This is a genomic window from Acinetobacter minutum (assembly GCF_035916735.1).
In the GTDB taxonomy this organism is placed as follows: Bacteria; Pseudomonadota; Gammaproteobacteria; order Pseudomonadales; family Moraxellaceae; genus Acinetobacter.
The window spans coordinates 69,538-94,815 of the sequence record NZ_JAQIHG010000008.1; the positions used below are offsets into that span (position 1 = coordinate 69,538).

At 47.1% G+C, this 25,278-nt stretch carries 17 protein-coding genes; 8 read left to right on the plus strand and 9 right to left on the minus strand.

Features of this window, described 5'->3' with window-relative positions; all coding sequences use genetic code 11:
* Positions 1-81 precede the first annotated feature (81 nt).
* The 5 genes from PAE54_RS05310 (at position 82) to pnp (ending at position 12,647) form a co-directional block, all read left to right on the plus strand.
* Positions 82-3,735, plus strand: a complete 3,654-nt coding sequence (locus tag PAE54_RS05310; RefSeq protein WP_326518695.1) for an exodeoxyribonuclease V subunit gamma — start codon at positions 82-84, stop codon at positions 3,733-3,735.
* A gap of 3 nt (positions 3,736-3,738) precedes the next feature.
* Positions 3,739-7,500 carry a UvrD-helicase domain-containing protein gene (locus PAE54_RS05315; RefSeq protein ID WP_326518696.1) on the plus strand — a complete coding sequence of 1,254 codons (3,762 nt, stop codon included), beginning with the start codon at positions 3,739-3,741 and terminating at the stop codon, positions 7,498-7,500.
* Between the two features lie 39 nt (positions 7,501-7,539).
* On the plus strand, positions 7,540-9,303 hold the full coding sequence (recD, locus tag PAE54_RS05320; RefSeq protein ID WP_326518697.1) for an exodeoxyribonuclease V subunit alpha: 1,764 nt from the start codon (positions 7,540-7,542) through the stop codon (positions 9,301-9,303).
* A gap of 739 nt (positions 9,304-10,042) precedes the next feature.
* Positions 10,043-10,312, plus strand: a complete 270-nt coding sequence (gene rpsO, locus PAE54_RS05325) for a 30S ribosomal protein S15 (protein ID WP_326518698.1) — start codon at positions 10,043-10,045, stop codon at positions 10,310-10,312.
* 247 nt (positions 10,313-10,559) lie between these two features.
* Entirely contained in the window at positions 10,560-12,647 is a 2,088-nt protein-coding gene (gene pnp / locus PAE54_RS05330; RefSeq protein ID WP_273779386.1) for a polyribonucleotide nucleotidyltransferase, read from the plus strand.
* Positions 12,648-12,733: 86 nt separating this feature from the next.
* On the opposite strand, the gene PAE54_RS05335 is transcribed toward pnp, so the two are convergent.
* Positions 12,734-12,952 (minus strand): HP1242/YdcH family protein, encoded by a 219-nt coding sequence (locus PAE54_RS05335; RefSeq protein ID WP_273778312.1) that lies wholly within the window; start codon positions 12,950-12,952, stop codon positions 12,734-12,736.
* 355 nt (positions 12,953-13,307) lie between these two features.
* Here PAE54_RS05335 and PAE54_RS05340 point away from each other — a divergent pair, with 355 nt between their 5' ends.
* Positions 13,308-14,546 carry a magnesium transporter CorA family protein gene (locus PAE54_RS05340; RefSeq protein WP_326518699.1) on the plus strand — a complete coding sequence of 413 codons (1,239 nt, stop codon included), beginning with the start codon at positions 13,308-13,310 and terminating at the stop codon, positions 14,544-14,546.
* Here PAE54_RS05340 and PAE54_RS05345 read toward each other — a convergent pair.
* From PAE54_RS05345 to PAE54_RS05365, 5 genes are all read right to left on the minus strand, one after another.
* Positions 14,527-14,865: a chaperone modulator CbpM gene (locus tag PAE54_RS05345; RefSeq protein WP_273778315.1), complete on the minus strand. Its 339-nt coding sequence runs from the start codon at positions 14,863-14,865 to the stop codon at positions 14,527-14,529. The genes PAE54_RS05340 and PAE54_RS05345 overlap by 20 nt on opposite strands.
* Positions 14,866-14,875: 10 nt before the next feature.
* Positions 14,876-15,832: a DnaJ C-terminal domain-containing protein gene (locus PAE54_RS05350; RefSeq protein WP_326518700.1), complete on the minus strand. Its 957-nt coding sequence runs from the start codon at positions 15,830-15,832 to the stop codon at positions 14,876-14,878.
* Positions 15,833-16,000: 168 nt separating this feature from the next.
* Positions 16,001-16,876, minus strand: a complete 876-nt coding sequence (gene hslO / locus PAE54_RS05355) for an Hsp33 family molecular chaperone HslO (protein ID WP_273778319.1) — start codon at positions 16,874-16,876, stop codon at positions 16,001-16,003.
* Between the two features lie 50 nt (positions 16,877-16,926).
* Entirely contained in the window at positions 16,927-18,765 is a 1,839-nt protein-coding gene (locus tag PAE54_RS05360; RefSeq protein ID WP_326518701.1) for a monovalent cation:proton antiporter-2 (CPA2) family protein, read from the minus strand.
* Positions 18,766-18,846: 81 nt separating this feature from the next.
* Positions 18,847-21,069: a primosomal protein N' gene (locus tag PAE54_RS05365; protein WP_326518702.1), complete on the minus strand. Its 2,223-nt coding sequence runs from the start codon at positions 21,067-21,069 to the stop codon at positions 18,847-18,849.
* A 426-nt stretch (positions 21,070-21,495) separates the two neighbouring features.
* On the opposite strand from PAE54_RS05365, the gene PAE54_RS05370 reads away from it, so the two are divergent.
* A complete protein-coding gene (locus PAE54_RS05370) occupies positions 21,496-21,831 on the plus strand; it encodes a hypothetical protein (RefSeq protein ID WP_326518703.1) in 336 nt (111 codons plus the stop codon).
* A 59-nt stretch (positions 21,832-21,890) separates the two neighbouring features.
* Here the strand turns inward: PAE54_RS05370 and lnt are convergent, their stop codons facing one another.
* Both lnt and PAE54_RS05380 read right to left on the minus strand, forming a co-directional pair.
* A complete protein-coding gene (lnt, locus tag PAE54_RS05375; protein WP_326518704.1) occupies positions 21,891-23,450 on the minus strand; it encodes an apolipoprotein N-acyltransferase in 1,560 nt (519 codons plus the stop codon).
* Positions 23,447-24,286, minus strand: coding sequence for a CorC family transporter (locus PAE54_RS05380; protein ID WP_273778325.1), 840 nt, complete (start codon positions 24,284-24,286; stop codon positions 23,447-23,449). Before PAE54_RS05380 ends, lnt begins: the two co-directional genes overlap by 4 nt.
* Positions 24,287-24,471: 185 nt before the next feature.
* Here PAE54_RS05380 and tusA point away from each other — a divergent pair, with 185 nt between their 5' ends.
* Complete coding sequence (gene tusA / locus PAE54_RS05385; protein WP_326518705.1) at positions 24,472-24,729, plus strand: sulfurtransferase TusA; 258 nt, start codon at positions 24,472-24,474, stop codon at positions 24,727-24,729.
* 244 nt (positions 24,730-24,973) lie between these two features.
* On the opposite strand, the gene PAE54_RS05390 is transcribed toward tusA, so the two are convergent.
* The coding region (locus PAE54_RS05390; RefSeq protein WP_326518706.1) for a 4Fe-4S dicluster domain-containing protein at positions 24,974-25,278 on the minus strand (305 nt) is incomplete at its 5' end.

Consider the following 25,278-nt stretch of genomic DNA (forward strand, 5'->3'; position numbering starts at 1 on the left):
ATACGGTGCCGTGACAGTATAGTCAATAAAGTTTATGCTTTTGTGCACTGATTACACTTCGAAAAGATTAGGGTAACGTCCATGGGGATTCATGTTATTCAAAGCCAGCGCATCGAGGTTTTGGTACAAGCTTTGTTAACAGCCGTGAATCAAGCCTCAGCAAATCCTTTTCAGGTGCTTCAACCACAGCATTTTATTGTTCCTTCCAAAGCAGTTGAGGTCTGGCTCACCCAGCAACTAGCCGAACAAAAAGGCATCAGTGCCAATACCCAGTTTCATCATCGTATCCGCGGCTTCCAGTGGTCAGCCTATCAATGGGTGTTGCATGAACAGAAAGAACAGGTTCGCAAAGCCAATATTCCACGCATCATTATTAAATGGCGGGTTTTCCAAGCCTTAAAAGTCTATATCGATAGCGAGCAGATCACCCTGACCGCTGATCATGCCCTGTATCCGATTATCCAGCGTATTTATGAAAGTGCGGATCGTCTACAAGGGCTCGAGAAACAGCTAAAAAAACAGAGCATGCTGTACTGGGTGGCGGAACAGGTTTCACGTCTGTTTAGCAACTATATGGTCTACCGTGGCCATTGCCAGCGCGGTTGCCAGCAGACCTGTCACTGTGCCACCAACTGGTTAGAGGCGTGGGGCAAAAATCAGCCCTTACAGGTAGAGGAGCTGTTCTTCCATACAGGCAGCGAAATTTCGGCATTTAGTCTGAATCAGGCACGAGAACTGGAAGCCTGGCAACGCTGGTTATGGCAGGCGGTGTTTCATCAGGATTTTGAGGAAATGCAGAACATTGACCAACAGTTCTGGCAAATGTTGGAGCATCCAGAAACCCGGCAGCAGGCATTGAGCCGTTTACCTCAGCAACTAACCGTTTTTACCTTGCTGGATTTGCCTCCAAGTCAGTTAGCGTTTTTACGCCGTTTGGGGCAATACCTGGAAATCTATATTCTGCATTACAACCCGTCACAGGAATATTGGGCAGATAGTGTCGATCCGCATTGGAAAGCCCGTTACGATGTGCGGGTTCAGGAACGTTTTATTGAAAAACATCCGAATGCAACCGATCTTGAAATTCAGCAGTTTTTCCAGGAATTCACCCTGAATTTTAATGCACAGAACCGGGAATCCCGCCATCCTTTACTGACCCGTTTAGGTAAGCAGGCACGTGATCATTTCTCTTTATTGTCTAGCCTGTCTTCTGGAGAAGACGGCGTTTGGGCCGATGTCTTTGTGGATGATTATCCGCAGACGTTGTTGGGGAAAATCCAGTCAGATGTGCTGTATCTGGTTGAACCACAGCAGCATCAATATGTTCTGGCCGAGCAGGATGACTCCATCCAGATTCATGTCTGTCATTCCAGTTTGCGTCAACTGGAAGTATTGAAAGAACAGTTAATCCATTGGCTGGCTCAAGGCAGTAAAGAACAGCCGCGCCGTCCGAGTGATATTCTGGTACTCAGCCCGAATCTGAAAGAGCTGGAGCCACTGATTCGCAGTGTCTTCGCACCGCCACCGAGCGAGCGTGAGCATCAGCATGCTTCACGTTTGTCGCAGCACAGCGTCTATCTGCCAATAAAAATTGCCGGTGTCACCCGGCTGGATGCCAATCTGGCATGGCGTGCTGTACTGGGTCGTATGCAGCTGTTACAAGGACGTTTTACCCTGGAAGATCTGGCGGATTGGCTGGGGCTGGCTGCCACGCAGCAGTACTACAGCCTAGAGAATCACAGTGTTGAACGCATGGTGCAGTTGTTGACGGCAGCGGGTTTTAAGCGTGGCTTCGATGCACAGCATTTGCAGCAGAGTCTGGCACAGGACGATGAAGACTACCGTTTTAGTTTTAAGTTTGCGCTTGACCGTTTGGCGTTAGGGATTGCGATTCCAGAGCATCGCGTGTTTCAGGGCACTTTGAGTTTTGCTGAAGTTTTACCAAGTGACTTTGAGCTGATCGCTCAACTGATTCAGATTTATCAGGATTTTGATGCCCGTCGTCATTGGTTGAACGCACATGAACAGGGCCAAACGATTCGGGTTGAGGGATGGCTACAACGTTTAAAACAAGAGGTGGATGCCTTTTTGCAGGCTGGGGTGGAATCACTCGGCATCGTGGCTGACCTGATAAAAAAACAAGAACGTATCCTTACGCTGGCTGAATATCATGACCCGAATGCGGCACTGGCCTTGCAGCGTTTGAGCTTGCCTTTACCGTACCTGATTGAAGAATTGAACCAATTGTTGGATGCACAACTGGAACAGGCCGAGCCGACCGGACAGATTACCTTTAGCCAGCTGGGGCAGATTCGTCCTTTGCCTTATAAACTGATGGTAATTCTGAATCTGGACAGTGGAAAGTTTCCAAGTCGCCAGCAGCATGTGCCGTTTGATTTAATGGACTTGCTGAAACCCCAACTCGGCGATCGTTCGCGTCTGGAAGATGACCAGGGCGCCTTTCTGGATGCGCTATTACTGGCACAGCAGAATCTCTGGCTGTTCTACAATGGCTTTGATGTCAATGATGGTGAAGTGCGTGATCCGTCTACTGTACTGCAAGAGCTGGTTCAGCACATGGCCTTCATTGTCAAACCGGCAGCAACTGAATCGGATCTGCCGAAATTGTTATCTCTGAATGGGATTGAAGTGCCTGAACAGTTGCAGTCCCTATACCATCTGCATCCCTTACAACCGTTTGATCCGGCAGGTTTTGCTTGTGCAGAACAGATCCGCTATCAGGATCAGTGGTTTGAGGTGGCAAGACAGATCCGTCAGGCCAGTGGTCAGCGGGAAGGCTGGACCAATGTTGACTATACTCCGATGGAACACGAGGTTCAGGTGCTCGATAGCCAGCAATGGATACAGGATGTGCTGTTTCCAGCCCGTTTGTATTTAAAAACCCTGGGCATTAAAAACCTCAGTCCACAGGATCTACCCGAACAGCAGGAACCGTTATTGCTGAATCGGCTGCAGCAATATCATGTGCGCAATAGCCTGTTGCAACAGCAACGTGAGGTTGATCCGGCACAGTTTCTGGATGTGTTGCCAGTCGGGAAAACCCAACAGGCCAGTTGGCAGCTAAGCTTGCTTGAACAGAGCCACTTGCGTGACCGCATGCATAAGTATGCACCTCACCCGACAAGCACGACTCAGCAGCTTTGGAAAGTCCATGCCCAGCTGCATTTGAGTATTCATGTGCCACAGCATGAAACCCTTTGGCTGAGTGTGCAGGCTTCAAAAGCCAAAGCCAAATCGCGTGCGAAAACCTGGCTGGAATATTTAATGTGGCTGGCTTATCTCGATTTGGGCACATCCGGTCGTGACTTGCAACGCATTGTGGTGTGTCCGGAAAAAACCATGATTTGCCAAGGGATCAGTTCAGCGCAGGCACAACAGTATTTGCAGGAATGGTTTGCTGCCTGGCAGTATGCGCAGCGTAAGCCACTGGTCTTGCCCGCTGCCTTGTTACTGGACGACAAATTTAAACTGGCCTGGACCGATCAAGCCCCTTATACACCACTGGATTCCGATAAAATCCTGCAGAAATGGAATGAATCCGATAGCTTTGCAGCCTATCCGTATGACGGTGAGGAATGGAATATTAAGCATCGTGACTGGCAGTTTATTTTGCAGCATCAGGATGCCAATCAGCTACTCCAGCAGGCCTTGCAAGAATTTTCTTATGTCCTGTATCAGCCGATTCTGTCTCATCTGACGGTGGAGGAGGCATAAGCCATGCAGATATTTCAACAACCCGTTCATCCATCCGACAATCCGATTCGGGACATGCAGTTCAAAGGACTGCACTGGATCGAAGCCTCTGCCGGAACAGGCAAAACCTATACCTTGTCCAGTCTGATGGTTCGGGTGTTTTTGCAGGATTATTTGCCGAATCAGGTGATTGCGACCACTTTTACCCGTGCAGCTGCGGCTGAACTGAAAAGCCGGATTCGTGCCCGGCTACAGGAAACCCAGCGTTACCTGGCCAGCTGCCAGTCGCTCAATGCTCTGGACCTTCAGGAGAAAATCCGCAATGAACAGGATCCTTTGTTTCACAAAGTTCTGACCGATTATGCGCTGCGACCGGATTATGCCTTGAACCGATTAAAATTGGTGATCGATCACTTGGATGAGCTGTTTGTCGGTACGCTCGACAGCTTCAGCCAGAAGCTGCTACGAGAATTTGCTTTTGAAAGTGGCAAGATCGAGCGTGCTGAAATCACGGATGATGCCAAAAGTTATACCCGGCAGTTGATTCATGATGTGTTGCGTGAATGGATTCAAAACCAGCCACAGCCACTGATCGATTATTTATGTCTGACCCAAAAACTCAAGTCCGTTGAGGCCTATGTCGCAGTGGTGGAAGATACGTTGAATTTTGCTTCGGCACAGTTTCAGCAGATGGCACGCCCAGCCTGTGATCTACAGGCTTTTGAAGCGCAACTGGACGCGTTGCTCCAGCTTGATCTTGAGCGGGTTGGAGAACTCGCTGATTTTTACCATGAAGCGGGTCAATACCATGCTGTTGTAGCTAAAAAATGGCGTGATCAGCAGTTGTTGCAACGAACCCTGTGTGATGATTTACCCGCATTCTTACAGGCATTACAGCAACAGCGGGGTTATGCCGTGTTTGCAGCGCATTTGGCTCCAACCCTCAAAAATCTCACCAATCTATGTTGTGGCAAAGTTCTCAATAAGTGTGCAGCAGAAGTCTTGCAGCAGTTTGAACAGCACATCATCGTGCAACAGTTGCGCAGCTTTTGCCTGCAAGTACAGCAGTTGCAAAATGACTTGGGACTACTCGACAGTTACCTGAAATTTTATATCAGCCACGAAGTCAAAAAACGTCTGCCTCAGGTTTTACAGCAAAAGGGTGAAACCACCTTTGCCCAGCAAATCCGTACTTTGGCAGGTGCTTTGCAGGGGGAACAGGGCCAGCGTTTTGCCCAATATGTTCAGGCGCGTTATCCGCTGATTCTGGTGGATGAATTTCAGGATACCAACCAGGATCAGGATCAAATGTTGGCGCAGATCTGGCGCGATGCACGTCGTTTTGCTCACGGCTGCATGATCATGGTGGGTGATCCCAAACAGGCGATTTACGGCTTTCGTGGCGGCGATATGCTGACCTATAACAAGGCCCGCAAAGATGTCCTGGACAAACAAGGTCACCTGTATACCTTGAAATATAACCACCGTTCAGTGGCTGCACTGGTGGAAGTGGTGGATGCCTTATTCCAGCGTCAGATGCAGTTTGGTGAAGATGTACCTTATACGCCAGTTCAGGCCGCGACACGTCCACATCCTGCGTTGATCGATCAGCAGGGTGAAAACCATGCTCCACTACGCTGGATGAGTTTATCTGAGAGTAAAGACGAGTTAATTCAGGTGGCCTGGAAAATTCGTGACCTGCTCAATCAGGGGATTCAGCAGCAATGCTATTTTGCTGAAAAGGAGCAGCCACGTTATCTGCAGGAAGATGATATTGCGATTTTATCCAGAAGCCACGATGGACTGGACAAAGCCCAGTATGAACTGGAACGGTTAGGCATACGGGTTAACCGTAGCTCCAAACGCAGCGTATTTGACAGTGCGGTTGCACAGGATGTGGGGGCGCTGCTGACCGCCATTTTGCATCCTTATGATGAAGGTAAAATCAAGCGTGCTTTGCTGAGTCGTTTACTGGGCTTTCGTCTGAATGATTTGTTGGCGCTAGAAAATCAGCCGGATGGGTTGAGCCAGTTCTTCTATGATTTTGATGCCATTCGTGAAATGTGGCTAGAAAAAGGCTTTTTAACCGCCTGGCAATATTGCTTGAATCTGTTCAAGGTCTGGCAAACACTGGTGGCCAAACAAAGTCGTGATAATGAACGGGTGGTGGTGAATTTACGTCACTTGACCGAATTGCTGTGTCAGCATAGTGAGCATTATCAGGGAGCACAGATGTTGTATCACTGGTACTTGAAGCAACTGCAGTCACCAAGTGAACGGGAATGGGAACTTGAACGCAAACTGTCAAATGCATCCGGTGTGCAGCTGATGACCATTCATCAGTCCAAAGGTCTGGAGTTTAAAATTGTATTCTTGCTCGGTGCTGACAAAAAACCGGGTAATCAGTCGAAAGCACTCAACTTTTCGACGGTTGAGCAGGTCAATCCCATAACAGGGCAGGCAGAACTGCAACGTGTGATTGCCGTTAATGATAAAGAGTGCCTGACACCGGAGGAGATTGCTCAGAATGAAGCACGACAGGAAGCCGAACAACGCCGCCTGTGGTATGTCGCCCTGACTCGTGCCAGTCATCGGGTGTATGCCATGCTACATGATGCAAAAGGGGAGTCCCGTAATGGCCTCGGGTTCTGGCGAGGTCCAGCAGAGCAATTATTTAGCCATCCCTATTCGATGCTAGAACCTTTGTTACAGGAACGTCCACCTCTGTTGCAGGCATCTCAAACCCAGACCGACAGTAGTCGTCTGAATGCTTTAGCCTTACCACAACAGCGTTTCTATCCACGCTCTAAAACCAGCTTCAGTGCTTTGGCCCAGCATCTCAGTCGCGCTGCCATCTTGGACAGTCTGGCGGTGGATACAACGCTACAGGAAAGTGCAGCAGATGAAATTCATCTGCCGCTGCTCGATGAGCCTGAAATGATGCAGCAACCGATCGCCTGGATTAAGCGTCATTTTCCTATGGGAACCAATGCCGGCAGTTTCCTGCATAAACTGTTTGAAAATATCCGCTTTGATGATGATCACTCCCGTATTGCTGAAGAGCTTAAGCGGCGTTTTAAAAATGACAATCAGTATAATTCTCAGGGCTTATTAGCAGAATTGTTGGCAAAACTTGATTCACTGTCCGCCAGCGCTGAACAGCATGAACAGATGATTTATCATCAGATGGCCGACTGGTTGCATGAAGTTCTAGCAACGCCATTGCATGCGGATTTCAGCTTAAACCAGTTGGTGAATGGACAATATCTGGCTGAATTTCCGTTTTATCTGTCTTTGGCAGATCGTGTGCTGACCATTAAACGTATTCATGAACTGTACGCCGAATATGGCCTTGATATGGCCGAGTTTCACCAGGCCAACTCGGCACGCTATCTGACTGGTTCTGTCGATCTAGTGTATTTTGATGGTCAGCGCTATCACATTGCGGATTATAAGAGTAATTTTCTCGGTGCGGATCAGCAGGATTACCATCCACAGATGATCGCACAGAACATGTCACATTCCAGTTACTGGTTGCAGGCAGGGTTGTATCTGGTGGCGTTGCACCGCTACTTGCGTTTGCAATTGCTGGATTATCAGATCGAACGTGATTTGGGTGGGGCGAGTTATTTGTATTTACGCGGAATGTCCGGACAAGCAGAGACAGGTGTTTATCATTGGCAACCTGAGAGCGAATTCATTTTGCGCCTAGATGCCATTTTGGGTTACGGCACGGATGTCTCTGTCCACAAACGGGTCTCACCAGCCGAAATGTTGGTCGAATAATCAACCACTTGAGTTGTGGATAACTTTGAGGATAACTGTGTGGAAAACCAGCCGAAACAGCGTGACAGTCAACATGAACAGTGGATCAGTATTTGGAGCCAGTTCATCTGCCAGCCGCCGTTTGCTCAGGTTTCTGATCCATCTCTGGCCACTGAGCTGATCCAGCGCTTAATGCAGGCGGTGCTGCAAGGTGATAGTTGTTTGTTGGTTCCGAACACACAGGCTGAATGTTTACAATCGCTGATGCAATCTGAATCCGCACAGTTGGGTGCAGTTGCTCCGTTTGTCTATGATGGGCAGCGTTTATATCTGTACCGTTATTGGGCTCTCGAACAAGCCTTGGCCGAACAGGTGGCCCGTTTGCAACAGCAAAAAATTGCGGCTGTCGATCTGTCTTCTCATACAGACTTGCTTGAGGATGAATATCAGAAACAGGCATTGGCGATGGTGGCCAAGCAGAGCCTGAATATCATTACAGGGGGACCTGGTACAGGGAAAACTTATACCTTGGCTCGTATTATTGCGGTGTTAAATCAGGCTATACCGAATATCCGGATTGCCATGGCTGCACCGACCGGTAAAGCAGCCCAGCGCATGAAAGAAGCGCTGCAAAACTCTTTACATGATGAAAAATTACAGCCTCTGGTAACCGAAGATTTAAAACGTCTCACGCCGGTCACGCTGCATCGTCTGTTGGGGCTGGGCAACTCGCAGCAACCCCGTTTCCATCGCCAACAGCCTTTACCTTATGATGTGATTGTCGTGGATGAAGCCTCCATGCTCGATCTGAACCTGGCACAAATGCTGTTTGCTGCAGTTCCAGATCAGGCTCGTCTGATCTTATTGGGTGATGCCAACCAGCTAGCTTCTGTGGATGTGGGGGCTGTGCTGGCGGATTTGCAACAAGTTGAAGCACTCAGGGAGCATCGGGTGAATCTGCTAAACAGTCGCCGTTTTAAAAGTGGTGCATTGATTGGAGAAATGGCTCGTTTTATTCAAGCTCAATCCCAGCAGCAGAATAGTAGCTGGTTATTACAAACATTTAGTGAGCAAATCGTAGCAGCCAGTGAAATTCATGCCGTAGCTCTAACCGCAGAAATGTCGGAGCAGATTCAGCTGGAATATTTACCTGCGCCTTCTCCTAAAGTTGCAGCCTGTACGGAGTACTATGACAAATTAATGCTCGGTTATCAGGGGTATCTGCAAGCCCTTAAAGACTATGTACAGGCCGATGAGCCAGAATTGATGGTTAATACTCTGGTGCAGCGTTTTGATGATTACCGCATCCTGACCGCAGTCCGACATGGCACATTTGGCTTAGTACAGTTAAACCTACAGATGGAACAACGTTTGTTGGATATGCTTGCTTTATATATTGCTCGCTATGGTGACTGGTATGTTGGGCGTCCGGTGATGATGACTTACAACGATTACCAGCTTGGGCTGTCGAATGGTGATATCGGACTATGCTTGAAACACCGTAGTCAGCCGGGACAGTTTGAAGTGTATTTCCCGAGTCTGAACAAATGGATCCCTGCTGCACGCTTGCCGAAGAGCATGGAGACCGCATTTGCTTTAACCATTCATAAGTCGCAAGGTTCTGAATTTACCCATACCGCGGTTGTGCTGGATCAGACGGCACAGAATCTGTTGAGCCAAGAGTTGATCTATACGGCCATTACCCGTGCCAAGAAAGTTGTGAGCCTGTTGGTGGATATGGAAGCTTTTGCTCAATCCTTACGCTGCCGCACGGTGAGGCAGAGTGGTTTAGTGAATAAAGTTAAAAAAACTCTTTGTTTATAAGAGAATTTTTAAAAAATATGCAGCTTTGTAAGCAAAAGCTTACACAGATTAAGGAAATTTGCGCATAGTCGGCGGTTCCTGTTTTTGCGATGATTGCTTTCAACAACAAGCCGGCAAGGAAAGCTGGAAACAAGCGCATAATAATCATAACGAGTCGTAAGACAGCGAACTTACATAGAGCGTAAGTGATAAGAGAGGAACTTACAGCCGCTAAGCCTTGTAGTTTTGGGAGAGACTACAGGGCTTTTTATTTTGCTGTGATTTATATGAGTGTAGGGTCAATGTAAGCATTCACTTACAGGGTGTGCCGACGTGGCGACTGTTTTTAACTCGTCGTAAAGAGCAAGATGAAACTATGAAAACAAAATAAAAAATCAAGAACTTATAACAATAAATCTCGCTTTTTGGCGAAACAAAGAATAACAATAATAAGTGGTATGAGTTACAGCGCATAATGCCCAAGTCTAGTACTTGGGCATTTTTATGTGGGGAAAAGGCTTGTTCGGTTTGAATCGAAGGTATTTGGGTTCCGGTCTTTATAAAAGAACCGTGGGATGTGCTGAAGTGGCTTGTTAATTGTGGCGGAAAAGCTGATGCTCAGGAAAGCAGCGGTTTTTTTGCAATCAGCGCCATTTTCCCTTAAAATGCTAAACTTGCTGTAGTGATGCACGGCAGTCACCAAGATCCGTCAAGGTGATTCTTATCGTATTTTTTATTCAAAGCATCTCGGAGAAATCGAATGGCTTTAACAAACGCAGATCGCGCAGAGATCATCGCTAAATTTGCTCGCGCTGAAAACGACACTGGTTCACCAGAAGTACAAGTAGCTTTATTAACTGCGCAAATCAATGACTTGCAAAGTCACTTTAAAGCTCACAAACACGACCACCACAGCCGTCGTGGTTTGATCCGTATGGTTAACCAACGTCGTAAACTGCTTGACTACCTTAACGGTAAAGATCATGAGCGTTATACTGCTTTGATCGGTGCTTTAGGTTTACGTCGTTAATTCGATTTAAGCTTTTATTTTCGGATTATTGCATGCTGAATGCCGTATTACTGAAAACTAAAGTATATCCAGTTTTGGCTGGATAATGGGAAGGGGCGAATTGTTCGCTCCTTCTTTGTGTCTTAAATTAGTATTTTAAATATCTAGTGAGGTCGGCTTCTAAGCTTTGTCATTTATGTAGTTGATGTGAATGCCAAACCTTAGGGGTCTCCACTAGAATAAAATCAGGAAAAATCAATACATGTCGATGTTTAATATTATTCGTAAAGAATTCCAATTTGGCCAGCATCAGGTCGTTTTAGAAACTGGTCGTGTTGCACGTCAAGCTAACTCTGTACTGATCACTATGGGGGGTGTTTCTGTATTGGTGGCTGTGGTTGCTCAGCCAACTGCAAAAGCAGGTCAGGATTTCTTTCCTTTAACTGTTAACTATCAAGAAAAACAATATGCTGCTGGTCGTATCCCAGGTGGTTATGGCAAGCGTGAAGGCCGTGCGTCTGAAGCGGAAACCTTGATTTCACGTCTGATTGACCGTCCAATCCGTCCATTGTTCCCAGAAGGTTATTTCAACGAAATCCAGGTCACTGCGACTGTAGTTTCTTCTGACAAATCAATGGAAGCAGATATTGCCGCCATGTTAGGTACGTCTGCAGCACTTGCAATTGCGGGTACACCATTCCGTGGCCCAATCGGTGCGGCACGTGTCGGTTTAATCAACGGTGAATACGTTCTGAACCCGAACTATGAACAAATGGCACAGTCTGATCTTGACCTGGTGGTTGCAGGTACAGATTCAGCCGTGTTAATGGTTGAATCAGAAGCGAAAGAACTTTCTGAAGATCAAATGCTCGGTGCAGTATTGTTTGGTCATGATGAAATGCAAATCGCGGTACAAGCGATTAAAGAATTTGCAGCAGCAGCGGGTGCAAAAGAATCCGACTGGGTTGCACCAACTAAAAATGAAGAGCTTCGTGCGCAGTTAAAAGCGGCATTTGAAGCAAAAATTTCTGAAGCGTATACCATTGCGGTGAAACAAGACCGTTATGCGGCATTGGATGCATTAAAAGCTGAAGCAGTTGCTCAGTTCGTTCCAGAAAATGATGAAACTGGTATTGCAGACGAATTGAATGATTTGTTTGAAGACCTGAAATACCGCACTGTACGTGACAACATCTTGTCAGGTAAGCCACGTATTGATGGCCGTGATACTAAAACTGTTCGTGCGCTAGATGTACAAGTGGGTGTACTTGATCGTGCACACGGTTCAGCATTGTTTACCCGTGGTGAAACTCAAGCCCTTGTGACTGCAACCTTGGGTAATACTCGTGATGCGTTGATGGTCGATACGCTTGCAGGTACCAAGACTGACAACTTCATGTTGCACTACAACTTCCCTGCATACTCAGTAGGTGAAACTGGTCGTGAGTCTGGTCCAAAACGTCGTGAAATCGGTCATGGCCGTTTGGCACGTCGTGGTGTACAAGCTGTTCTGCCTGCTGCAGACCGCTTCCCGTATGTGCTTCGTGTAGTATCTGACATCACTGAATCTAACGGTTCGTCGTCTATGGCATCTGTGTGTGGTGCATCTCTTGCATTGATGGATGCAGGTGTACCATTAAAAGCACCAGTTGCGGGTATTGCGATGGGTCTAGTGAAAGAAGGCGAGCGTTTCGCAGTTCTTTCTGACATTTTGGGTGATGAAGATCACTTGGGCGACATGGACTTTAAAGTAGCCGGTTCGGCAAACGGTATTACCGCGCTACAAATGGACATCAAGATTGAAGGCATCACTGAAGAAATTATGGAAGTGGCATTGAACCAGGCATTTGCCGGTCGTATGCACATCCTGAATGAAATGAACAAAGTGATTTCTCGTGCACGTCCAGAAATCAGCATGCATGCGCCAACTTTCCAAGTGATCACCATCAATCCAGACAAGATCCGTGACGTGATTGGTAAAGGTGGTGCGACCATTCGTCAAATCACAGAAGAAACCAAAGCGGCGATTGACATCGAAGACAATGGTACCGTACGTGTGTTTGGTGAAACCAAAGCAGCTGCACAAGCGGCAATTGCTAAAATCCAGGCCTTAACTGCTGAAGTTGAACCAGGTAAAATCTACGATGGTAAAGTGATCCGTATTGTGGAATTCGGTGCTTTCGTGAACATCATGCCAGGTACTGATGGCTTGTTGCACATTTCACAAATCTCGAATGAGCGTATTGCCAACGTGGCTGACGTGCTGAAAGAAGGTCAAGACGTAAAAGTTCAGGTTGCTGACGTGGACAACCGCGGTCGTATCAAATTGACCATGAAAGACATCGCGCAGGCTTAAGCTTTCGCAATAAAAAAAGCCCATCAAATGGGCTTTTTTTATATCTGAAGCTTGAGGGAATCATTCAACCTTCAGAAGTATGTACCTTATTCGCTGTCAGCGCGTCGCAGCATGACATATAACTCATCTTTTAATTTGAGTTTCTGGCGTTTCAAATGCTCAATCTCGTCACTTCCCTCGGTTACCGGGTTTTGTTCAAGACGAATAATTTCATGGTCAAGTGCATTATGTTCTTCAAACACGCGATGGAAATGGGCATCTTCTTGCTTTAATTTGCTGATCAAAGAACGGTATTCTGGAAACATTCGTGATTTACCTCTGCTGGATTGTTCATATTTTCTAACTTTAAAATGCAATATGTCACAAAAAAATGACAGTTTTTTTGCTGAACCCTGCAGGCAGTAAAATTCCTTAATTTTTTTATGGAATTAAGCTATAATATGGCTCCGCCAAGCTATAAAAATAAGACTTCTACACCAAGCACACCATTCGTGCTAATCATTACCAAGTGCGGCTCTGTTCAATATGTTCCATTGAGGCTCATTTTTAGGTGATTGGTCGTGACGAAATCTGCACAGTTTGTAGAGCAAAGCCTACTTTCAAAGCAGACATTTTGTGGCATGATGCCTTTTCCAGCACGTTTTAAAATCCATTCAAATCATGCAGATATTTTATTTCTATCAAGACCGTAAGGATCAGTACACCTTCGTGCGTGATCAGCTTGAGCAGGAGCATCCTGTCGATTTTATCTGGATTGATAATACCCGCGAAGATTTGCTGGACCGTGTAGAGGATTGGAAAGCCGATATTCATGCTTTAACCGGGCTGAAAATTAATGAATATCACCTGCGTGATCTATTGAATATTGACCATCCCTGCGCATTTGACAGTACCGAAGAATATGATCTGCTGATTTTCCGCAAGATGGTCACACCGGATGACCAGATTGATTATAAAGATAAAACTCTATCACCTGACCAGACAGCCTTTGGTTTGGCATCGACACCGATTGCCTTCTTCTTTAATCCCAAAGTATTGATTACCTTTCGTGAAACAGGAACCCAGGTCATTGAGGCTTATCTACAGCGGATGAAAAGCTGCTCGGTCCAGCAGACGGAAAATGATAAGCCGCTGAAATTACCGACTTCAACGCTGGATTTGGGACTGCGTATCCTCAACCGCATGACGGACAATTATCTGGATTTACGGACACCTTTGACCAGGCGGGTGGAGTACTGGCAGCGTGAATTGCTCCAAGGTAAAAAGCGCTTCAAGCAATGGCACCAGTTATTTCAGGAAATGACCTTATTTCAGCAGATTGAAAATCTGTGTGAAGAACAAATCGAGGCTCTGCAAGAGTTGCGTGATGAAATTGTGCAGAACTATCCACATCTGATGGGGGAAGAACTGCATGATCCACAAGATATTACCTTGGTGCGGATTGATGACTTGGCCAGTCACGTTGAGCGGATCCAGAAACATGTGACCCGATTACGCAACGCGATACAAGCCGCGATTAACCTGCATTTTTCCGCTATTTCTAATCAGACCAATGAAAACATGCGGATCTTGGCGATCATCACCACAATTTTTGCCCCATTGACCCTACTCACCGGAATCTATGGAATGAATTTTCAATATATTCCGGGTTTAGACCAACAAGAGGGTTTCTGGATTATTGTGGTTTTAATGCTGCTATGTACCGCTATTTTGCTGTATTTATTCTATCGTAGCCGTCTGTTTGGTGGGCATGAAGAAAGTATTATTGATCTGCTGGCCCAGCAGCACCAGCAGAGAACCGTGAATTTGTCCTGGTTACTCGACTATGACCGCTATAACCAGCATTTAAAGCGTCAAACCCGTCGTTTCAAACGAAAAATTAAAGATCTGGCGGAGTAGTCCGTTGCATGCGGCGCCGTAGCTGTTTGACCTCATCCAGCAGATCCAGCATCACGGCAACCGCAGGTAAACTGGCCTCAAAGTCTCGTTGCAGGCGATATGCACGTCGTGCACGTCCAACATCTTCGCCGATAAATTGAGGCTGCCCGGCACCGCTGCGCAGGGGTAAAATATCATGTTCGAGTAAAGCCAGAATCCAGTCCGGGCTTTGGCCGCAAATCTGTGCAAACTGTTGGAGTGTGAGTGGATAATCGTTATCCAAAATTTCCATGTCCTCACAGCCGTTACAGATCATTTCGCGATAATGAATCGTGACCATGTGCAACTCCTTATTCTGCCCGTGGATTAAAATGAGGGAAGGCCGCAGCCAGTGCCTGATAGGCTTGTTTTTCTTGTTCGGAATGTGCTGCCGGGTTGACCACATTCAAGATTAAATACAGGTGTCCCGGTATTTTTGCAGGAATCCCTTTGTCTTTGAGACGCAACTGCTGACCAGTTTTGGCATTTCTCGGTAGATGGACGTGCAGGGAGCCTGCCGGGGTTTTTACCTCAATGCTTTGTCCAAGAACCGCTTCCCAGGATGCTACATCTACGGTGTAATACACATCACTGCCTTCGACCCGGATGCGGTCATTGTCCTTGTATTGGATCTCAATATACAGGTCACCGTTTTCGCCACCGTTGATGCCGTTTTGTCCCTGACCGCTAAGCCTGATTTGCTGGCCTTCTTTCATGCCTTTCGGGATTTTGACCTGTAGGGTTTTTCGCTGGATTTCGGGTTCACCATAGGCATTCAGGGTTGGAATCTGCAAGGTAATATTCTGCGTACTACCGTGATAGGCAATCTCGGGCTCAATTTCGATTTTGGCATGTTGGTCTTCACCACGGTAACTGTGTTGTTGACGTTGATACTGGTAGTTGCCACCACCAAATCCACTGCCAAAGCGTCCAAAAAGATCTTCAAAACCGCTAAAATCTGAAGCACTGCCATGCTGACCATAACCCTGACGGTAAAAACGTGCCCCATCAAAACCTGCGTGTCCTGCACCTGCACCAAAACCTGAGAACCCTTGTGGATGATCGAGCATCTGGTCATATTCGGCTTTTTTTTCGGGATGACTCAATGTGTCATAAGCAACATTGACCGCCTGCATTTTCTCTTCAGCATCTGATTCTTTGCTGATATCCGGGTGATATTTTTTGGCGAGTTTTCGGTAACTTTTTTTAATTTCTTCTTGTGTAGCATGCCGCGAGACACCGAGAATTTCATAATAATTTTTGGTCATGGTGATGATTTATCATTCAGTTTTATTAGATTATTAGTTTTATTCTGTAGAAAGCATAGCTGAGTGCCGTGCAATATTGTTTCAATTTATGAAAAAAGCCAGTGAGCGGGTCACTGGCTTGGGGAAACGGCAGGATTTTTTCGTGCCGTATTTTAGTATTTGCCTAGGTTAACTGACATGCTTGCCAAACAGGCCCAAGGCTTCTTCAGCGCTAAAGGTATATTGAGCCTGACAGAACTGACAATCCATGACGATTGGGGTTTGATGTTCCAGCGTTTCTTTCACGGCTTCGAGGCCGATTTGTTGCAGGGCAATCGCGCAGCGTTCTTTGGAACAGGTACAGCCAAAACGTAATGCTTCAACTTCGGGTAAACGAACTTTTTCTTCATTGTACAAACGGTAAAGAATTTCATTCGGATCCAGTTCAGTCAATTCTTCCACTTTCAGTGTTTGTGTCAGCATGATCAGGCGTGGCCATAGATCTTCATCGACAAACTTCTGTTCTTCTTCATTGTTGCGCGGTAACAACTGGATCAGTAAACCACCCGAGTGCTGGGCATTGCTGGCCAAGACAATGTGCGTCGGGATCTGTGCAGACAGATCATAATACTGCATCAGGCAGCCTGCCAAGGTCGGTTGATCCAATGGTACGATGCCCTGATAGCGTTCACCAAACTCCGGTTCGATGTTGATAAACAGTACAGGGTTGAGTAGTGATTTCAGCACCACGCTGCTGTCTTCTGCAGCAACAAAACGTGGGTCTTCTTCGTAATCTGCCAAGGCGCGGACTTCACCGAGATGGTTACATTCAGCCATCGCCCATTTAAAGGTGCCACTGGCCTGAATCTGCAGACTGATGCGTCCCTTGATTTTGAGGGTGCTGGCCAGCAAGGCCGTTGCGCTCAGCATTTCTCCCAGCAGGATTTGTACAGCAGGCATATACGGGCGTTGGCCCAAAATGGTTTGTAAAGCTTCTTCTAAATGAACTACTTCACCACGAACAGGGCAGTCTTCAATAAAAAAGCGTTGGCGTAAATCAGACATAGTATTCTCCAAGACCCTGTCTTAATGGTGGTGATATTGTAAAACACAAGTCAATTGGGTTCATCCCGTGTTACATCAATACGATGATTTTCTAAGCCGCGGGTTAAATTGACACCTGTGGAGGATGTGCTGATTTCACGGTCATATTCAAACAGCTGTTCCAGTTCAAGCAAGGCATTCCGCTGTGATTCATGGATTTTTTCTGGATCCATGAAAATGCTCTGCTGTTGCTCCAGCAGTTTTTCATCATAGTCACGGAAACGTTCAATATTGTCATAGGCCTGTTGTTCGGGTACATCCAGTTCGCGTAAAACCTGCAAGGCCATGCCCAAAGATGACAGATAGGTTTCCCGCCAGATCAGTTGTACCCCGATTTCCCGTAGCAAATGTACATGATGCCGATCACGTGCACGAACCAGCAGTTTTAAGCTGGGATAATTCAGTTTGATATGCCGGGCGACGTTCATAGAGTCTTCGACATCATCAATTGCGAGCACAAACACTTTGGCATGCTGGATGCCGGCCGAACGTAGCAAGTCGGGATGGGTGGCATCACCATAATACAGTGAGCCGCCGTACTGATGGACAAAATGCTGGTGCTGCGGATTGTTGTCAATTGCAGTAAAAGGAATGTGTTGCAGTCGGGCGACCCGCGCCACGATCTGCCCGAAACGACCAAAACCGGCAATAATGATTGGATGCTGTGTTGTTGGAATTGAATCATCTGGTCGAGTCGATCCCGTATTCCAGCGGCTGAGTAGCTTGTGCATGGCCCAGTAGCTAAGTGGTGTCAGCATCATAGACAGGGTCACGATCAGCATTGCCGGTTCAAACAGTACTGTACTCAGCACCTTTTCAGTGTGAGCAACCGTCAGCACGACGAAGGCAAACTCGCCTCCCTGTGCGAGACAGGTTGCCAGTAACAGGCTGTTTCTCCAGCTGCGTCGATAGTAGCGTGCAATACCTACCAGCAAGGCAGCTTTGACCAGCATCAATAATAGCGCGCTACCCACAATCAGCTCAGGGTTGTCCAGTACCAGATGGAGCTGGGTGGTCATTCCAACCGTCATGAAGAACAGGCCCAGCAATAATCCTTTAAAGGGTGCGATACTGGCTTCAAGTTCATGGCGGAATTCAGAATCGGCCAGCAACATCCCGGTCAGGAATGCCCCCAAGGTGGTACTGATTCCCAGGGTTTCCATCAGTAAGACTACGGCCAGCACAATAAATAAGCCGACCGCAGTAATGAGTTCGGTTGCGCCACTCTTGGCTACGAAACGGAAAAAGGGGCGCATGACGTAACGGCTGAACAGAAATAGCCCGGTAAAGGCTGCAATAATCGCGGCAAAATAGGCAATGCCATGATGTGTGGAGCCACTCCCAGCCAGTAACGGAATTGCAGCAAGTAAGGGAATGGCGGCCATGTCCTGAAACAGCAAAATGGCAAAGGCCTGTCGGCCGTATACGGTATTGAGCTGCTGTTGTTCACTCAGCATTTGCAGGACAAAGGCCGTGGACGATAGAGCCAGGGCAAAACCCAGAATGAAGCTGGCACTCAGTGTCGTATTCAGCAGTAAAAAAACACCGAGCATCAATACAATGCCACTCAGCAGCATTTGCAAGCCACCCATGACAAACATGGAATGGCGCATTTCCCACAAACGTTGCGGTCGTAGTTCCAGGCCAATCAAGAACATCAGCATAATGACGCCAAACTCGGCCAATTCCATAATCGCATGCGGGTCATGGGCAATGTTGAACACGCTCGGGCCAAGCAGGATGCCCGTGAACAGATAACCCAGAATACTGGCAATACCGAGGCGCTTACCTAATGGCACCAGAATCAGTGCCGCACCCAAGAAAATGGTGACTTGTAACAGTAAAGACATCAGCTGTTCGAAAGGAGGGTTCTAATGCCCTTGATTGTAAACATGAATTTAGACAATAGGGCATTAATTTGTAGGGGATTGTTAACTCAGCTCCTGCGGATCCACATCAATCGACATTTTCATCTGAGAAGGGCGTTCATGCACTAGTTGTTGCCACCACGGACGGCTGTAAAAATGCAAATGTGCCCGATCTTTGGCGAGCAGTACCATGTGGGCTTGATAGCGCCCTGCCTTGCGTTCCATCGGTGCTGGAATCGGGCCCCAGATTTCAATTTCACCATTCGAGCGTTGGCGCAACAGCTCGGCCTGTTGTTGTAAGAACTGCTGGTTCTGTTCCTGCTGACGTGACTCACAGCGTACTAGCATGGCGTAGCGGTAAGGGGGCAACAGAGCCAGTTTGCGGTCTTTCAGGGTTTGTTTGGCAAAGGCACGATAATCCTCTTTAATCAGCGTGTTGAGTAAGGGATGATCGGGTCTGAGGGTCTGTAAATACACCTCACCTTTATGTTCACCGCGGCCGGCACGCCCCGCCACTTGGACGATGAGCTGTGCCGTACGTTCGGTGGCACGGAAATCGACACTGAGCAAGCCAGCATCAATATCCAGAATGGCTACGAGAGTAACATAGGGGAAATGATGGCCTTTGGCCAGCATCTGGGTGCCCAGTAAGATGGTGGGTTTACTCTGCTGGATCCGATCATAAATTTTCTGCCAACTGCCTACTTTGCTGGTACTGTCACGGTCGACCCGAATCACGTCGTAATGCGGGAACAAGGTCTGTAAATTTTCCTCGACTTTGGCGGTGCCCATACCAATCGGTTTGAGCGTAGTCTGCTGGCAGGAAGGACATTGTTCTGGTAGACGATGAATGCTGCCACAATGATGGCAGTGCAAATGTGAGTAGGGCTGTGTATGCAGGGTAAAATGCGCATCACAGTGTGGGCAGTTGGCCTGCCAGCCACAGCTTTCACAGATCAGTACAGGGGCATAACCGCGACGGTTCAGAAACACCAGTACCTGTTCTTTGCGTTCTAGGCGGAGTTGAATTTGCTCGATGAGTTGTTGACTCAGTCCATGTTGCTTTTTGGCAATTTTTACATCGATCAGGTGCATTTTGGGTAACAGGGCATTGCCAGCACGCTGGTTCAGCTCAAGACGGGTCAGTTTGCCTTGTTCTGCCAGATGATAGCTGTCAATGCTTGGAGTGGCTGATCCCAAAATGATGGGACAGTTTTCTAGATGTGCCCGGTATAGCGCGACATCCCGTGCGTGGTAACGGAAGCCTTCTTGTTGCTTAAAAGATAGGTCATGTTCTTCATCGAGAATCACCAGACCCAACTGTGGCAGTGGCGTATAAATTGCTGAACGTGTTCCTAAGATAATTGAAGCTCTGCCACTTTGTGCATCGCGCCAGGCTTTCAAGCGCTTGCTGTCATTCAGCCCGGAATGTAAAACCGCCATATGGCAATGGAAGCGTGACTGAAAACGGCTGATGGTTTGTGGTGTCAGGCCAATTTCCGGAACCAAGACCAGTACCTGTTTGCCCTGTTTGAGTACCTCATGCATCACTTGCAGATACACTTCAGTTTTGCCACTCCCCGTCAGGCCATCGAGTAAAAAAGCCTGATATTTATGCTGAGCTTTGAGAATCTGTTGGATGGCTTTGTGCTGATCTGGATTGGGGGTTAACGGCATGTGTGCCAACTGCACCGGTTCAGGCGAGAAATCCTGGTTTTCCAGCAGGCACTGCACAATGCCTTTTTTTTCCAGCGCCTTGAGGGTTGCGGTTTCAATCCCGTTCAGATTCAAAATATTTTCTGCAGTCCCAACGGGATGCAATTTCAAAATCCGGTAGGCCTCTTGCTGCTTGCTTGAACGACTAATCTTGTTATCTGCTTGCTGATCCAGCAAGGTCCAGGTGCGTGCCAGCAGATTGAGCGGTTTACCTTGCCGTAACAAGGCAGGCAGCGCAGTTTGCATCACTTCACCGATGGGAAATTGATAATACTGGGCGGCCCAGTTTAAAAGGGTGAGAACTTTTGCATCTAAGATCGGCTGTTCATCTAACAGTTCGGTGATGGCTTTCAGTTTGATATTTGGATCGAGCGGGGTATCCAGCGCCAGTTTTTCAACAATCAGACCAATCAGATTTTGCCGACCAAAAGACACCGCCACACGTGCACCAGGTTGAGCCAGCTGATACTGTTCTGCACTGAGCATATAGTCAAAACAATCATAGAGATGCACTGGTACAGCAACACGTACACGATAAACAACAGCGCTGGCATCAACAGGATTTGGCATATACATCAATTCTGGGATTAAGAAGTGTGGGGGCGGACTGCAAATAAAAGATCTGCAGTCAACGTATGTTAAAGAATATGAATGATTTTTATGGAAATAGGCAACATCTAGACAAAATATTTTTCTTTTGGCTCTCGGTTGTAGTTTCTATGCTGAGCATAAAGCGAGTGGGTGGTAATCGAATAGTACGATAAATCCAGCATCGTGAATCTTAAAAAATTACAAAAAGTCTCGAGCCTATAAGTGCAGAATTGTATGTAGACCCTACATCCCTAAGGTAGTAGTTGAATATACGATTTAGAATAAGAATGATTCGTATCCGAGATGGTTACAATTTATTGAAATAATGAAGGAAAATGGACTTTTTATTTATTGGAAAGCTTACATACTTACATTTGTAACATGCAGATTCGCAGGGAGGGGCGAATGAAAAGTTTTATTTTTTCTGAAGAAACTTATCGCATTCACCGTGCGCTGCTGAAATCAATTTTACTTACATTAAGCCTGTTGCCTTTAACAGGCCAACTTGAGCAGCTTTGGCAAATGACTGGTGGTAGTAGCCAGATTATACTGGGCTTTTTTGCCTTGACGCTACTCAGTGCCTTGCTGAGCGTGTGCTTCTATACAGCTTTAAAAGTGAGTTTGCTGCCGTTCAGTCACTTGAGTGATCATAAAGAACAATGGATATTTCAAATTTACCGGCTGTTGCCCATGTTGTTTTTGGCCATGATGCTGGCCTACTTGAGCTATGAGTGGATTTAAAAGATAAAAAAACCGGGAGTGTTCCCGGTTTTTTTATTCTGTTTTCTGTTTGCAGTATTTTAGCGCCGTGATTTAAACGATACATCAACCACGCGTGGGCGGTAGATCCAGCCTAAAATCAGCAGGAACAGGGCGAAAGCTAAGATCGGCCAGTCATTGAAACGGGTGTAAGGGGTAAGTCCTTGCATGGCCGGTAAATCTCCGCGTAACACGGTAGCTTGATCCTGTGGTGCCTGTTTGACAATATGTCCTTCATGGTCAATAAAAGCCGTCACGCCGGTATTGGTGGCACGGATAAACCAGCGACCATTTTCTTTGGCACGCATCTGCACCATCTGTAAATGCTGCCATGGGCCAGCTGTACCCGTGAACCAGGCATCATTGGATACTGTCACCAGAAAATCGCTGTCGCTGGCATTACGACGGGTCAGATTCGGGTATGCCACTTCGTAACAAATCGCAGAACCCAGAGGATGTCGATGGACGAGCAGTGGCTTTTGCTCTCTAGCACCCCGTGAAAAACCACTCAGACTGACATCGTTTTGTAGGCCGGGTAAAACCCAGCTGAGCATGCCGGAAAGGGGAATATATTCGCCAAACGGCACCAAGCGCTGTTTCTTATACAGTCCCGATGCTTCGTGACCGCTGGCCATAATCGAGTTGTAGTACATGGCATGACCGGTCTGCTGTGATTCTGGCTGATCCCAGTAGGGAATACCGGTTACCCAAGCTGTTCCTGTTTGCCGAGCTTGAGTCGCCATAGCCTGCAAGAAGGGTTGAATATCGGTTTGAAAGAGTGGAATCGAGGATTCCGGCCAGACGATCAGATCACGCCCCCATTCGCTCTGGCTGAGATTGGCGTAAATCATCAGGGTTTTGTTCTGATATTCGGTCAGCCATTTTAAATCTTGTGGGATGTTGCCCTGGATAAGCGAAACGCTGAGTGGTTTTCCAGGTTTCTGTTCGACAAAACTCAGTTGCGCTGCGCCCCATGCACCGAGTAACAGCAATGCGGAAGGAATGAGCCAGAAGAAACGTCCTTTGCAGATTTCCACCACGGCACAGGCCAGAATGACCACCACGAAAGACACGCCAAACACCCCAAAAATGGGAGCATAGGCATCGAGAAAACGCTCGGTAAAGGCATAGCCCGCAAACAGCCAAGGGAATCCGGTAAACAGCCAGGTTTTTGACCATTCAGAGAGAATCCACAGCGGTGCAAAAGTTAGTGGGGTTTCCGGGAAAAAACGACGGTACAACCAGCTTTGTACAGCAGTAAACAAGCCCATGACCAGGGCCATAATCCCAATTAGCAGGACACTGACGGCTGCATTGGTGTCGCCATAGACATGAATGGAGGTGTAAAGCCAGAATGCTCCGACAAACCACAAGCCGATACCGTAAAACCAGCCGATAAAGAATGCTTGGCGGGCAGAGCGTTTGCTCAGTGTTGCATACAGCAGTGCCGGAGAGAGCAGTGCGATCCACCAATAATGGTAGGGTGCCAGCGCAAAGCTGAACAGGGCACCTGCACAGAGCGAAATCAACAAAGGAAAAATTAGTGGCAGCTGTTTCTCTGAGGAAGAGGGACTTAGCAGCTTGTCAAAATAGGCTCTCATTTACGTACAGCTCGAATCAGATGAATAGTGCGGGCATCTGCTTCGACAATGGTAAATTGCCAATCGCCAAGCTCTATCACTTGGCCTTGCAAATCACTCACTAGACCCATTTCCTGAAGCAGTAAACCGCCGACAGTTTCTACTTCATCGTCAGAAAATTCAGCATCTAATACAGTGTTGAAATGTTCAATTGGTGTAAGTGCTTGTACCATCCAGGCATTGGCTGTGCTATGGCTTGGATCGGGAATGATGTATTGCGCTTCTTCATCGACCTTGTCGTGTTCATCTTCGATTTCACCGACAATCTCTTCCAGAATATCTTCTAAGGTCACGAGGCCAGCCGTAGAACCGTATTCATCGATTACAATGGCAATATGCGTTTGGGTGTTTTTCAGCATACGCATGACTTGGTCAGAGCGGGCGCTTTCTGGAACAAACAAAGGCTGGCGCATCAAGGCTCGAATATCGACCTTGTGATTGCGTTCGGTGAGGAAAGGAAGCAGATCTTTGGCCAGCAAAATACCAACGACATTATCGGGTTGATCCGATGAAAATACCGGGAAACGTGAGTGTGCTGACTCAATCAGGACATGCAGTATATCCAGCAGTTCATCATCTTCTTGCAAGCTGATCATCGCTGTACGCGGAGTCATGACTTCGCGGATTTTGGTGGCGGGTAAATCCAGCACGCCTTCTAGCATGGCGACTGTATCAGGTTCTAAAAAACGACGTGAATCTTGTACTAATTTTAACAGTTCGTCGCGAGTTTCCGGTGCGGTACTGAGCCACTTGCGTAAACCACGCATCCCCCACGACGGGCCTGATTCCTCGTTCATGATCTTTCCTAAAGACTCTTGATATTAAAAATGAATTTAATCATACCGAAGAACGCCGTGCCGTGCATCTAGAAAACCGTATGAAAAATAGTAAGGAGAGCGATCAGCAAAACAACGGGGCGTAAACAGGCGAGCCAAAAAGGAATATGTTAAAATAATGACGATTTTTTGTTTTGAGTCTGCTGATGTCTGAACAACCCATTACGCCCACTATTCAGTTAAATACACGTGGCTTACGCTGCCCTGAGCCAGTCATGATGCTGCATCAGGCCATCCGCAAATCAAAATCGGGGGATGTGGTGGAAGTGTTGGCCACGGATCCTTCAACCTCTTGGGATATTCCCAAATTTTGTATGCATTTGGGCCATGAGCTGTTGTTACAGGAAGAAAGTTTGGATGCAAACAACCATAAGGAATACCGTTATCTAATCCAGAAAGGATAATTTTCTAGGCTTAGACTTTCTGGTTCCAGAATCAAAAAAATCCCCTTAGAAAAGGGGATTTTTTTGATCTGATCTATTTGGATATGAGAACTTGCGGAATATATTCTTCATTCGCAAGAATACCCGAAGATTACATATTCGGATAATTCGGACAACCACTACCTGAGGCACGATCAGCAAAGCAACGCTTTGCCGTGCCGCAAGTGTAAAAGCTGTGCTTTTACAGTGAAGGTGGTATTATCCCTTACATATTTGGATAGTTCGGACCACCACCACCTTCTGGCGTTACCCAGGTGATGTTCTGTGAAGGATCCTTGATGTCACAGGTCTTGCAGTGCACACAGTTGGCCGAGTTGATCTGGAAACGTGGACCACTTTCTTCCTGCACAATCTCATACACCCCAGCAGGGCAGTAACGCTGTGCCGGTTCATCCCATTTTGGCAAGTTTACATTCACCGGAATTGAGGCATTGGTCAGTTTGAGATGCGATGGCTGGTTTTCTTCATGCACCGTGTTTGAGACAAACACCGAAGACAGACGGTCAAAAG